At 70.8% G+C, this 12,805-nt stretch carries 12 protein-coding genes; 6 read left to right on the top strand and 6 right to left on the bottom strand.

Annotated elements, in window-relative coordinates:
• Positions 1-110: 110 nt before the first annotated feature.
• Positions 111-1,247: a radical SAM family heme chaperone HemW gene (gene hemW / locus FMM06_RS00710; RefSeq protein WP_143554308.1), complete on the top strand. Its 1,137-nt coding sequence runs from the start codon at positions 111-113 to the stop codon at positions 1,245-1,247.
• Here the strand turns inward: hemW and FMM06_RS00705 are convergent.
• Entirely contained in the window at positions 1,244-2,509 is a 1,266-nt protein-coding gene (locus tag FMM06_RS00705; protein WP_143554307.1) for a penicillin-binding protein activator, read from the bottom strand. The genes hemW and FMM06_RS00705 overlap by 4 nt on opposite strands.
• Position 2,510: 1 nt before the next feature.
• Between FMM06_RS00705 and rsmI the strand changes: the two genes are divergently transcribed.
• From rsmI to FMM06_RS00680, 5 genes are all read left to right on the top strand, one after another.
• Positions 2,511-3,377 (top strand): 16S rRNA (cytidine(1402)-2'-O)-methyltransferase, encoded by an 867-nt coding sequence (gene rsmI, locus FMM06_RS00700; protein ID WP_143554306.1) that lies wholly within the window; start codon positions 2,511-2,513, stop codon positions 3,375-3,377.
• Positions 3,378-3,457: 80 nt separating this feature from the next.
• Positions 3,458-4,267 carry a transglutaminase family protein gene (locus FMM06_RS00695; protein ID WP_143554305.1) on the top strand — a complete coding sequence of 270 codons (810 nt, stop codon included), beginning with the start codon at positions 3,458-3,460 and terminating at the stop codon, positions 4,265-4,267.
• Positions 4,268-4,304: 37 nt separating this feature from the next.
• A complete protein-coding gene (gene gshB, locus FMM06_RS00690; RefSeq protein ID WP_143554304.1) occupies positions 4,305-5,258 on the top strand; it encodes a glutathione synthase in 954 nt (317 codons plus the stop codon).
• Positions 5,255-5,854 (top strand): DedA family protein, encoded by a 600-nt coding sequence (locus FMM06_RS00685; protein ID WP_143554303.1) that lies wholly within the window; start codon positions 5,255-5,257, stop codon positions 5,852-5,854. Before gshB ends, FMM06_RS00685 begins: the two co-directional genes overlap by 4 nt.
• Positions 5,851-6,195: a hypothetical protein gene (locus FMM06_RS00680; protein ID WP_143554302.1), complete on the top strand. Its 345-nt coding sequence runs from the start codon at positions 5,851-5,853 to the stop codon at positions 6,193-6,195. Before FMM06_RS00685 ends, FMM06_RS00680 begins: the two co-directional genes overlap by 4 nt.
• An 8-nt stretch (positions 6,196-6,203) precedes the next feature.
• On the opposite strand, the gene FMM06_RS00675 is transcribed toward FMM06_RS00680, so the two are convergent.
• The 5 genes from FMM06_RS00675 to FMM06_RS00655 form a co-directional block, all read right to left on the bottom strand.
• Complete coding sequence (locus FMM06_RS00675; protein ID WP_143554301.1) at positions 6,204-7,091, bottom strand: helix-turn-helix domain-containing protein; 888 nt, start codon at positions 7,089-7,091, stop codon at positions 6,204-6,206.
• A gap of 704 nt (positions 7,092-7,795) precedes the next feature.
• Positions 7,796-8,131 carry an SWIB/MDM2 domain-containing protein gene (locus FMM06_RS00670; protein ID WP_143554300.1) on the bottom strand — a complete coding sequence of 112 codons (336 nt, stop codon included), beginning with the start codon at positions 8,129-8,131 and terminating at the stop codon, positions 7,796-7,798.
• A gap of 159 nt (positions 8,132-8,290) precedes the next feature.
• The gene (locus tag FMM06_RS00665; protein WP_143554299.1) at positions 8,291-10,480 is read right to left on the bottom strand and encodes a TonB-dependent receptor; all 2,190 of its coding nucleotides are present in this window, start codon (positions 10,478-10,480) and stop codon (positions 8,291-8,293) included.
• Between the two features lie 200 nt (positions 10,481-10,680).
• A complete protein-coding gene (infC, locus tag FMM06_RS00660; protein ID WP_143554298.1) occupies positions 10,681-11,202 on the bottom strand; it encodes a translation initiation factor IF-3 in 522 nt (173 codons plus the stop codon).
• Positions 11,203-11,279: 77 nt separating this feature from the next.
• Entirely contained in the window at positions 11,280-12,734 is a 1,455-nt protein-coding gene (locus FMM06_RS00655; RefSeq protein ID WP_235888992.1) for a coniferyl aldehyde dehydrogenase, read from the bottom strand.
• Positions 12,735-12,805: the final 71 nt, after the last annotated feature.

Raw genomic sequence — 12,805 nt, 5'->3', positions numbered from 1 at the left:
CGATTGACATGCCTTCACACTCCCAAGGTGTATCCGCCGGAGCCGGGGAGCGGGCACTACTGCAATGAGGCCGGCAGAGACTTCATGCGCGAACTCGCAGTTCGTTTACCGTGAACGCGCCGCCTGACGAGTCCCTCGCCCTCTACGTCCACTGGCCGTTCTGCGTTTCGAAGTGCCCCTATTGCGACTTCAACAGCCATGTCCGCGCGCACATCGACGAGCCGGCGTGGCGTGACGCGCTGCTCGCCGACCTCGCCGCCGAGCACCAAGTCACGGGGCCGCGGCGCGTGCACAGCATCTTCTTCGGGGGCGGGACGCCGTCGCTGATGGCGCCCGCGACGGTCGGTGCGATCCTTAGCGCGGCGGCGCGGCTGTGGTCGGTCGACGAGGGTTGCGAGATCACGCTGGAAGCCAATCCGTCGAGCGTCGAGGCAGCGCGCTTTGCCGGGTTCGCCGCCGCCGGGGTAAATCGTGTCAGCCTGGGTTTGCAGGCGCTCGACGACGCGGCGCTCAAGGTCCTGGGGCGGCCGCACGATGTCGCGACGGGGCTGGCGGCGCTCGACGTCGCGCAGGCGCATTTCCCGCGCGTCTCGTTCGACCTGATTTACGACCGGCCCGGCCACACCGTCGCAGCGTGGGAAGCCGAGCTGACCCGCGCGCTGGCCTTCGGCACCGAGCATCTGTCGCTGTACCAGCTGACCATCGAGGCGGGCACGCGCTTCGCCGTCGAGCATGCCGCGGGCCGCCTGCGCACCCCCGATGCCGAGACCAGCGCCGACCTGTTCGACCTGACGCAGGCCATGACCGAGGCGGCTGGCCTGCCCGCCTACGAGACCTCGAACCACGGGCTGCCGAGCCGCCACAACCTAAGCTACTGGACCTACGCCGACTATGTCGGCGTCGGACCCGGGGCGCACGGGCGGCGGGGCGGGGTGGCCACGGTTAGGCACCGGAAGCCCGAGAACTGGCTGGCGGCCATGGCAGCGGGGGACGGTATCGTGGAGACGCAGGCGCTGCCGCCCGCGACTCGCGCCACCGAGGCGCTGCTGATGGGCCTGCGCCTGACCGAGGGCATCGACCGTGCGGTGTTCGCGCAGCGCACCGGGGTCGCGCTCGCCGACGCGGTCGACGGCGCGGCGGTGGCGCGACTCGCTGATCTCGGCTTGATCGAGGACGATGCCGCAGGCCTGCGCCTGACCCGCGCCGGGCGACCGCTGGTCAACGCGGTGCTGCGCGAGATCGCCTAGCGGCCGCCCCCGAGCGTCTTCGGAGCCGCCTGGACGGTGGTGATCGTGCCGCCCGCGATGCGCTGCACCTCCAGCCCGCGATCGGCGATGCCAGCGCCGGTGAAGCGGAACACGCCGTCGATGCCCGCGAACCCGTCGGGAGCTGCAAGCAGCGCGCGCGGGAAGGGCTGGCCCACCGGCCAGCGGTCCGCCAGGCTGTTGACCAGCAGCACCGAATCGTAGCCGAAGCTGGCAAGGCGCGACGGGGTGCCGCCGAACTTCTCGCGGTAGCGGCCGCTCAACGCCGCGAAGCGCCCGTCGGCGACGCTGGCGAACACCGCGCCCTGCAGCCCGCGGGCGTTGCGGATCGCCGGCTCGTTGTTCCACAGCTCGGTGCCCAGCACGAGCACGCCGCCCGCGCCGTACTGCGTCAGCGCCGGGCCGAAGGCGGCGGCCACGGGACCACTGTCGGCGATCAGCAGCGCCTGGAAACCGACCGGCGGCAGGCGCGAGGCGATCGGCGCGACCGATCCGTCGGGGCGCAGCGCCGGGGCCTTGGCAGCACGCGCCATCCGGCGGTCATAGTCGGTGACCGAGCGCGCCGCGGCGAGCAGCTTCGCCGGCGTGCGCGCATAATTGACGACCGAGACGACGCGCCCGCCGCTTGCCTCGACGGCGCGCAGGAAGGCGTTGGCGGCGCGCTGGCCGTAGACGCCGTCGGGGATGAGCGCGGCGAAGCGCACCGCACCGCGCCCGCGCGCGTACTGCACGACGCGCGCGATCGACTGGCCGGGCTGATAGCCGAGCACATAGGTGCCCTCGCCCGCCAGCGCGGCGTCGTTCGAGAAGCTCAACACGGGCACGGAATTGGCGCTGGCCACGCCCTGCACGGCGCGCACGTCGCCCGCCAGTAGCGGCCCCAGGAACAGGCGCGCACCCTCGTTCACCGCCTTCGACGCAGCCGCCGCGGCACCGCCCGCGGTATCGTAGATGCGCAGGTTGATCCGCCGCTCGCCGCTTTCGAGCAGCGCCATGTTCGCGGCATTGGCGATCGACTGGCCGACCGCGGCGTTCGCCCCGCTCAGCGGCACGAGCAGCGCGACGCGGTTCTGCGGCGCGGCGACCGGCGGCGCGACCGGCGCTTCGACAGGCCGCTCGACGGGCGGCGGCGCGTTGACGGTCGCGACGCGCGCCGCGGGGCGCGTGCAGCCGCTGACCAGCAGCGCGATCGCTATGCCAGAAGCAAGTTGCAGCCGCCGTCCGAACCGGTTCACGATACGCATTATGAAAGACTCCGCCCCCGCCGGCCAAAATGCCGCAGAGCTACAACCGCCGGGCCTTTACATCGTTGCGACGCCCATCGGCAATCTCGGCGATCTGAGCCCCCGCGCGGCGCGAATCCTTGCGTCTGTGGCGGTCATCGCCTGCGAGGACACGCGCGTCACGGCGCGGCTGCTCCAGCACATCGGGGCGAAGACGCCGATGCTGCCGTACCACGACCACAACGCCGATGCGGTTCGCCCGCGCCTGATCGCGCGGATGGGCGTCGAGGCGGTGGCGCTGGTCAGCGACGCGGGCACGCCGCTGATCTCCGACCCCGGCTACAAGCTGGTGCGCGACGCGCGCGCCGCGGGCGTGACCGTGGTGACCATCCCCGGCCCGTGCGCGGCGGTCGCGGCGCTGACCCTCGCGGGGCTACCGACCGACCGCTTCCTGTTCGCGGGCTTCCTGCCGGCGAAGGCGGGGGCGCGGGCGACCGCCATCGCCGAGTTCGCCGCCTTGCGCGCCAGCCTGGTGTTCTACGAGTCGGCCGGACGCACCGCCGCGACGCTCACCGCCCTCGCCGAAGGCCTCGGCGATCGGCCCGCGGCAGTGGCGCGCGAGATCAGCAAGCGCTTTGAGGAGACCGTCGACGGCAGCCTGTCGGCCCTCGCCGCGCGCTACGCCGACGAGCCGCCGCGCGGCGAGGTGGTGATCGTCGTCGGCCCGCCCGCCGCGGTCGCCGCACCCGACGCCGCGACGCTCGACGAGGCGCTGCACGCGGCGCTTGCCGACGCCAGCCTGAGTGCCGCCGCGAGCAGCGTCGCCGCGCTGCTCAACCTGCCGCGCAAGGCGGTCTATGCCCGCGCGCTCGAACTGCGGGACGGATGAGCCCGTAGGGGCCGCCGCGGCGTTTGTCGAAAGCCCGCAACAATGCCATCATCCCGAGTCGGGGGAAGGAACCCAGCGACATGGACCTCGCGCTCGCACGACTCGGCCTGATCGACGACGGCGATATCGACCTTGCGGATGCGGCGCTGACCTGCGCCGCCGCCGACCGTCCGCACCTCGACCTCGCCCCCCTGCGCGCCCGCATCGCAGGGTTAGCGTCGCGCCTGCTGGCCGATGCGTCGGGCGTGGTCACCAGTCGCGCCCGCGCCCGACTGCTCGCGGCGCTGATCGCGGGGCGCGAGGGGCTGACCGGCGATACGCTGACCTACGACGATCCCGACAATGCCGACCTGGCGATGCTGTTCGAACGCCGCCACGGGCTGCCCGTCACGCTGGCGCTGCTCTACGTGGCGCTCGCTCGCCGCGTCGGCTGGACGGCGGACGCGCTCAACGTGCCCGGCCATGTCCTCGTCGGCATCGGCAGCGAGAGCGACCGCCAGCTGATCGACGCCTTCGACCATGGCCGCGCGGTCGGCCCGGCAGGGCTGGCAGGACTGGTCGCACGCGCCGTCGGCGGCCATGTCGCGCCGTCGCTCGATCACGTCCGCCCGATGACCAACCGCGAGGTGCTCGTCCGCCTGTTGTCGAACCAGGCGACGCGGGCGCGGCGCGGCGGCGACAACGCCCGCGCGCTGCTGCTGACCGCGCGCATGACGCTGATCGCGCCCGGCATGACCGGGCTGTGGTGGGAACGCGCGCGGCTGGAGCAGCAACTCGGCGATGTCGTCGGGGCGCGGGCCAGCCTGACCGCGATGCTCGAGACCACGCACGACGAGCGTATCGCCGCACGCATCGCCAGCGCGCTGACCACCCTCGCCAGTTCGCACTGACCGCGCTAGAGCGCGCAAGTCGTCAGGGAGTGCGAGCATGGGCCTGCGGGTCGCGGTCCAGATGGACCCCATCGAGACCGTCAATACCGCAGGAGACTCGTCCTTCGCGCTGATGCTGGCGGCGCAGGCGCGCGGCCACCGGCTGTGGCATTATCTGTCGACCGACCTGTCGTTCGAGGCCGGCCGCGTTCGCGCCCGCGCCCGCGAGCTGAGCGTCAGCCGCACGGGCAGCCGCCACTGGGACTGGCTCGGCGAGCCGACGACGATCGACCTGGGGCACGACACCGACGTCGTGCTGATGCGCCAGGACCCGCCGTTCGACATGGCGTACATCACCGCGACCCATCTGCTGGAGCGTGCGGCCAGCGAGACCCTGGTGGTCAACGACCCCGCCGAGGTGCGCAATGCGCCCGAGAAATTGTTCGTGCTCGGCTATCCCGACCTGATGCCGCCGACGCTGGTGACCAGCCGCCTCGACGAGACGCAGGACTTCCGCGCCCGCCACGGCGCGGTGGTCGTCAAGCCGCTGTACGGCAACGCCGGGTCGGCGGTGTTCCACGTCGGCGAGACCGACGCCAACCTGCCGGCGCTCGTCGAGTTGTTCGCGCAAGTCTGGCGCGAGCCCTTCATGGTGCAGAAATTCCTCCCCGACGTGTCGGCGGGGGACAAGCGGATCGTCCTCGTCGACGGCGTGCCGACCGGCGCGATCAACCGCCTGCCCAAGGCGGGTGAGATCCGCTCGAACCTCGCGGCAGGCGGCAGTGCGCAGGCGACCGAGCTGACCCCGCGCGAGGCCGAGATCTGCGCCGCGATCGGCCCCGAGCTCAAGCGCCGGGGCCTCGTGTTCGTCGGCATCGACGTGATCGCGGGCTATCTGACCGAGATCAACGTCACGTCGCCCACGGGAATCGTCGCGATCGACCGCTTCAACGGCACCGACACGCCGGGGCTGATCTGGGACGCGATTCAGACCCGGCACGCCGCCCGGTGAACTGGATCGGCGAGGTCATCGAACAGGGCGGCATCGCGGGCATCTTCGCGCTGACCCTCGTCGAGACGGTGTTCCCCCCGATCCCGTCCGAGGTCGTCATGCCGATGGCGGGCATCGCCGCGGCCAAGGGCCATGTCTCGCTCGCGGGCGCGATCATCGCCGGACTCGCCGGGTCGATGGCGGGCAATATCCTGTTGTTCGTCGTCGCCCGCCAGCTGGGTGCGGCGCGCTTCGAGGCGTGGGTCGACCGCCACGGGCGCTGGCTGACGCTCGACACCGCGACGCTCGAACGCGTGCGGCGCTGGTTCACCAAGCACGGCGGCTGGGCGGTCGGGCTGGGACGCTGCATGCCGGGCATCCGCAGCATCATCTCGATCCCCGCCGGGCTGATCGACATGCCCTGGTCGCGCTTCCTGCTGTGGTCGACCCTTGGCACCACGGTCTGGGTCGCGGTGCTGACGGGGGCGGGCTACGGCCTCGGCAGTGCCGGGCTGCCGCTCGTCGAACGCTGGCTGGGGCCGGTGTCGAACGCGATCATCGTCATCGCGGCCGCGACGTACGTGATCCGCCTGCTGACCTGGAAGCGCGCGGCGTGACGCGGGGGGCGGCGATTCGCCTGACGCTGGGCCTCGCGATGATCGGCGTCGCGCTGTGGCTCTGGCTCCGCCCGAAGACTATCGAGGTCGCCGAGGCCGACGCGATCGCCAAGGCCTATGCGGTCCGCTACGCCGCCGCGACCCGCCAGCCCGTCGCGCATTTCGGCCGCGCCCGCCGCATTGCCTGGCCCGACGGGTGGGAGTTCATCTGGAGCTACCGCCCCTGCCCCGCCGACACCGCGCTGCGCGTCTTCGTGCCGCTGGTGGGTCACGGCGCGCGGATCACCCAGTCGCCGGACTGCGAGGCCGCGGGGCTCGGCGTCGAGCCGGTCGAGGCCTAGGGACTGCCCTAGTCCCCGCCCAGCGCGCCCGCGCACAGGCTGCGGTCGATCGGCACGCGCATCATCGCCTCGCCCCCCGCCGCTGCCGCCGCGGGGCCGATGTCGCGCGCCACCGCGGCGCGGACGCGCTCGGGGATCTGCTCGGCGGGCACGACTGCCGAGCGCGCGATGTGCGCCGCCGCCCAGGCATCGTCGTCGTCGGCCAGGTCGCCGACGCGTTCGAACACCACGACCTGCGAATTGGGCGTCAGGTTGCGGTCGGCGCAGACGGTCGAGAAGATGCCGTCGATGCACGTCGCGCGCGCCGAGGTGACGCCGTTCAGCACGTAGAAGCCCAGCGAATCGTCGGTCGCGTCGCAGATCACGCCGTACAGCTGCACCGACAGGACGAGCAGCCAGCCGCGCACCTCCCACCCGCCGCCGAAGTGCCGGAACGCCAGCGTGTCGCCGTCGCAGCGGATCAGCGCGTGTTCGACCATGAAGCGCAGCGCGCCCGAGCTCGACAGGCGCGTCGCCTTCCAGCGGCCCTCGTACGCACTGCCGCGCCGCCGCGTCTCGCGCTTGGCAAGCTCGACAAGGCCATAGGGTAGCGGCGGCAACAGCGCTTCGCGCACCGCAGGGGGCGGCGCGGCGGGGGCGCCGGCGGGGGCGACGCCGAGCTGATCGGCGAGCGCATCGAGGTCGCGGTCCCAGTCGAGCATGGTGAAACCCGGGCAGCGCCCCGCGACCAGCACGGTCAGGCGCTCGAGGTTGTACGCCGAGGGCTGGACCGCACCCGACACCCAGCGGCCGGCGAGCGACTTGTCGATGCCCAGGTCTGCAGCGAGGCGCGCACGCGACATCGACAGCGCCTTGAGCACCAGGTCGAGACGCTGCGCGAAGGTCACTGCCGCCATGGACGGGCGTTCTGACAAGCAAGGCGCGGCCCCGCAACGACTAAATGCAACCGTGCTGCACGGTCGTGCAACTTATCCTGCAACGGTTGCATGCGCGACGCCGACGATCGTTGCACCTGACCCCGGACGCTGCACCGCGGCATAAGCACATCACGAGGACGGGGCAGCGGCCCGGCACCTCCTGCCTACCGAACCCCACGGAGGCAGGACGAGTGGACCGGCCCAGCGCCCTTCGATCTTCACGATCCCCCGCGGATCGGTGCCTCCGGACCCCTTCCGGACGGTGCCGGTTCGCGATCGCAGGCGGCGCGCTACGGCCCTGGTGCGCCGCCTGCACCGTGGCGGCCGACTGACCCCGGCCTGCCCGCTACCCCCCCGGCATCAACGAGGTGTCGGGGGGGATAGGGCGCGGCGCGCGTGAAGGCGCGGCCGAGGCTAAGGGAAAATTTGCGCAGCGAATTTTGACTTAGGCGCGGACTCGCGCCGAACCGGCCGGCGGGGCGGCGCAGCCGAACCCGTCCGACGCTAGCCGCGGCTTTGCCGCGGCTCTTCCCTGTTCAGAAGACAAAAAAAGAGGCGCGGCAAAGCCGCGCCCGTCGGACGGGCGGCGGTGAACCCGCCGCTCCGCCGGCCGGAAATGGCGCGAGTCCGCGCCCAGCAGGAAATTCGCGAAGAGCGAATTTCCCACTGGACGCAGGCCGCGCTCATTTCAGATGCTGCGCCAGATACTTGTTCATCTCGAACATCGTGCACTTGTCGCGCCCGAACACCTTCTTCAGCTTGGCGTCAGCCAGGATCTCGCGCTTGTCGGCGGGATTCTGGAGGTTGTGCGTGCGGATATAGTCCCACACCTTCGAGACGACCTGACCACGCGGCAGCATGTCCTTGCCGACGATTTCCGCCAGCTCGGGCGACGGCGTCAGCGGCTTCTGCAGCGCGTCCATGTTGCGGGCGGGCTTCGGTGCCGCCGGATCCTTCGCGGCCTTGGCCTTCTTCGGCGCAGCCTTGACGGCGCCTGCGTTCTTGGGTGGTGATGCCATTGAACTCCCCTCGTTTGTCGGACTCTGTGCGGGCGCTTGTCGCTGATGACGACACCCGGGCGTTCCGGACCACAAAGTCTTAGCGCAAGCCGAAGGCCGCGCAACCATTTTACCGTGGTGAAACGGGCCGGACTGCAGCTTTTCGGCAACCAGTCGGGCTCAAAACACCCGGCGCGCGCGGATCAGCCAGGCACGCGGGCTGTTAAGAATCTGCACGCCCCCGATACGGCTCTCGACGACGTCCTCGTCGAGGCAGTTGATGCACTCGATCCCCAGCGTCCAGTTGCCGTCGTCGGTCTTCACCGCCAGCCCGCCGTCGACCAGCACCGATGAGCCGGTTTCCGGCGCCCCGAAACTGACGGTATCGAACTTCGACCGGTAGCGCGCGATCAGCGACGGCACGATCAGCGCCCCCGACCGCGGCGGCAGCGCGTACTCGTAGGAGATCCCCGCGCTCGCCGTCAGCTTGGGCGCATACACCGCCTGCAGCGGCGAGGTGCGATACTTGGTGTCCTGATAGCCCGCGCTGCCGGTCAGGCTGAGGCCCTTCACCGGCACCGCTGCGACCTCGATCTCGCCCCCGCGGCTGCGCAGCTTGCCTGCGTCCTGGACCTGCGCGAAAGCGTCGACCGCCTGCGCGTCGCGGACGTCGAGCCAGAAGCCCGTGACGTTGACGCTGACCCGGTCGCCCAGGAAGCGCGTCCGCGCCCCCGCCTCGTACGTCCAGGCCCGCTCGGGCGCATAGCTCAGCAGCGTGGCGCTCGTCGTCGCGCGCGCATTCCAGCCGTTCGAGCGATAGCCGCGTGTCGCGCTGGCATAGAGCATCACCGCGTCGCTTGGCGTGAAGCTGATCCCGGCATGCGGCGTCCAAACGCCGTTGCTGGTGCTGAGAGTATTGCCGAGGCAGGTCGCCGGGCGCGGCAGGGCCTGGCAGGCGGCGCGGCTGTCGACGACGGCAAAGTCGCGGTCCTCGTCGGTATAGCGAACCCCGCCGCTCAGCCGCAGCGCCGGTGTCAGCGCGAAACCCAGCTGCGCATAGCCCGCGATCGCCTGCGTCTCGTCGCGCAGCAAACGGTCGGCGCGCACCCCGCCCGGTGTCGTCACCTCGGCGAGGTCGGTCGTCCCGCTGTCGTCGAGGTAGGCCGCGCCCGCGACATAGTCGAAACGCCCCTCGGCGAGCGTGCCGGCGAGGCGAACCTCCTGGCTGAACCGGTCGCGGCGCTCGTCGCTCAACACGACATTGGCGCCGGTCCGCGCCGGGCCGTTGCCGAAATCGAGGGTGAAGCGCTGCGTCGTGTCGACGAAGCCGGTGATCGAGCTCAGCGTCGCGCTGCCGAGGTCGAGGTCGATGTGCGAGGTGTAGAGCTGCGTGCTCGTGCGGACGCCCAGGCCCCGCGTCGCCTTGGTGCCGCCGACGAGGCCGACGAACGGGCTAGCCGTCGCGACGGTGTCGGTATCGCGGCGCAGGCCGGTCGCGGCGAAGCGCCCGTCGGTGCTGGGGCCGTTCTCGCCACTGTCGCGCATGTACGCGGCGGCGAGGTTCCAGGTCAGCGACTCGCCGAGCTTGAAGCGCACCGCACCGCGCAGGCCGGCACGGTCGGCGTCGTTGGTGCGCTCACCCGTCGTGGTGTTGTACGCGACGCCCTGCGCATCGTCGTAATAGCCCGACAGCTTGACGCCGATCCCGGCAGTGGCGGGGATGTCGATGCTGCCGCGCACCAGCGCGCGCCCGTACTGGCCGTAGCCGCCCTCGGCATAGCCGGCGATCGCATCGCCGGGCCGCGCCAGCGTCACGTCGATCGCGCCCGCGCTGGTGTTGCGCCCGAACAGCACGCCCTGCGAGCCGCGCACCACGTCGATGCGCGAGATGTCGAACAGGCCGAAGTCGTTCGCGGCGTGCGGCAGTGCGATGCCGTCGACGAAGGTCGTGACCGCCGGCTCGATGCCACCCAGCGTCTCGCTGCTGCCAAGGCCGCGGACGTAGATGCCGGTCGACCCGCCCGGGCCGGGGGCGCGGATCGCGACCGTGTTGGGCAGCGTGTTCAGAACCGGCAGCGCGGTGCCGGTGCCGCGCAAGCGGAAGTCGTCCGGCGCGATCTGGCTGACCGACAGCGGTGCGGTCGCAAGCGGCTCGGCGCGCTGGCGGGCGGTGGTGGTGAGGGTCGAGAGTTTCTCGGCCGGGGTCAGGACGACCGCGTCGGGGGCGGGCTCGGCGGGGGCCGGCGGCGCGGGAGTCGCCGGCGCGGCGGCGTCGGTCGGGGATGCGGGGGCCGGGGCGGGTGCCTCCTGTGCTGCGAGAGGCGCCGCGAGGGCGGTCAGGGCGGCGGCGGCGAACAGGCGGTTACGCATAGGGGGAACCTCGGGCGGGGGCAGCCACGCTCTTACAGGGCGGTGCGTGTCAGTCGAGGGGAAAGGGTGGGGCGTCGCGGCAAAGCCGCGCCGTCGGACGGGCGGCGGCAACGGGCCGCCGCTCCGCCGGCCGGCCCCGGCGCGAGTCCGCGCCGAAGTCGAAATTCGCCGAAGAGCAAATTTCGCCTTCGGCCCGGCCGCTATCTCGGGGCTATAACCATCAACATCTGCCGACCTTCCATCTTCGGCAGCTGCTCGACCTTGGCATAATCGATCGCGTCATCGCGGACGCGCTCGAGCAGGCGAAGGCCCATCTCCGAATGCGAAAGCTCGCGGCCACGGAAGCGCAGGGTCAGCTTGACCTTGTCGCCTTCGTCGATGAAGCGCGCGACCGCCTTCATCTTGGTCTCGTAGTCATGATCGTCGATGTTCGGACGCATCTTGATCTCTTTGATCTCCTGCGTCTTCTGGTTCTTGCGGGCGGCAGCGGCCTTCTTCTGCGCCTCGTACTTGAACTTGCCGACATCGAGGATCTTGCACACCGGCGGATCGGCGCCGGGCGACACCTCGACGAGGTTCAGCCCGACCTCGTGCGCGGTGGCGATCGCTTCCTTGGTGTACAGCACGCCGAGATTCTCGCCGTCCTGATCGATCACGCGCACCTTGGGCACGGTGATGAACTCGTCATAGCGCGGGCCGTTCATCGGCGCAGGCGCATTCATGGGGCGGCGTGGGGGCGGTGGTATGACGGCGTCTCCTGAAAATCGACGTCATACATAAGGCCGAATCGGGGTTTAGCCTAGCCCTTCAACTGCCGCGCCACCGCCTTCAGCGTCTTTGCCCCGTATGGCGGCTTGAACCCCGCCAGACTCGCGACGTCGAGCTTGGGCTGGCTGTACACCGCCTTGGCGTGGCTGAAGGCGCGGAAGCCGTCGACGCCGTGGTAGCTGCCCATGCCCGACGGGCCGATGCCGCCGAACGGCAGGTCCTCCATCGAGACATGGAACACCACGTCGTTGACCGTGACCCCGCCCGAGATGGTGCGGTCGAGAACGCGCCGCTCCTCCGCCTTGTCCTCGCCGAACCAGTATAGCCCGAGCGGCCGGTCGTGCGCGTTGACGTACGCCACCGCATCGTCGGGCTTGTCGTAGGGCATGACGGGCAGCAGGGGTCCGAAGATCTCCTCCTGCATCACCGTCATCTCGTCGGTGACGTTCTGCAGGATGTGGAGCGGCATCTTGTTGGTGTTCTGCTTGGCGAAATCCTCGCCCGCCGGATTGACGACGGTGACCTTGGCGCCCTTCGCCGTTGCATCGGCGACATGCGCCTCCAGCCGCTCGCGGTGCCGCGCGCCGAGCACCGATGTATAGTCGTCGTTCGCGAGCAGCGTCGGATACATGCCCGCCACCGCCTTCTGCAGCCCGTCGACGATCTTCCCCTCGTCCTCGCGCGGCACCAGCAGATAGTCGGGGGCGAGGCAGATCTGCCCGGCGTTCATCATCTTGCCCAGTGCGATGCGCTCGGCGGTGCGCGCCGTATCGGCCGATCGCGATACGATCACCGGCGACTTGCCGCCGAGCTCGAGCGTCAGCGGCACGAGGTTCTTCGCCGCCGCCGCCATGACATGCCGCCCGATCGCGGTACCACCGGTGAACACCAGATGGTCGAAGGGCAGTTCGCTGAACGCCTTGCCGAGCTCGGGCCCGCCGGTGACGACCGCGACCTCGGTCTCGTCGAACGCCGCGGAGATCAGCTCTTTCAGCAGCGCACTCGTCGCCGGCGTATGCTCCGACGGCTTGATCATCGCGCGATTACCCGCCGCGAGCACCCCGGCGAGCGGCGCGAAGGTCAGATTGACCGGGAAATTCCACGGCGAGATGATGCCGACCACCCCCTTCGGCTGATACTCGACGCGGGCGCGCGCCCCCAGCAGGCCGAGCGGAAACTGCACGCCGCGCTTCTCGGGCTTCATCCAGGCGCTCAGGTGCTTGGCGGCATGGCGGATCGGCCCGACCGACGCCATGATGTCGGTAACCATCGTCATCGCCGTCGAGCGGTGGCCAAAATCGTCCGACAGTGCGGCGGCGAAGCGGTCCTTGCCCGCGATCACCACGTCGGCGGCGCGCTTCAGGCGGTCGAGGCGGACGCTCGCGGCGACGGGCAGTTCGGCGGTGAACGCCGCGCGTTGCCGGTGCAGCAGCGCCAGCATCGCCGCCGCATCGCGCTCGTCCCAGCCGCTCGTCGTCGTCGCCATCGGTCTCTCCCCAGAGTGTGCGTGCAGCCTAGCAGCGACCCGCGCCCGGAACCAATGCCGTCCGCCACCGC

The sequence above is a fragment of the Glacieibacterium frigidum genome, assembly GCF_007097155.1.
Lineage (GTDB): Bacteria > Pseudomonadota > Alphaproteobacteria > Sphingomonadales > Sphingomonadaceae > Glacieibacterium > Glacieibacterium frigidum.
Note: the sequence above shows the minus strand (reverse complement) of the source record. Positions and strands in the feature narration are given on the sequence as shown.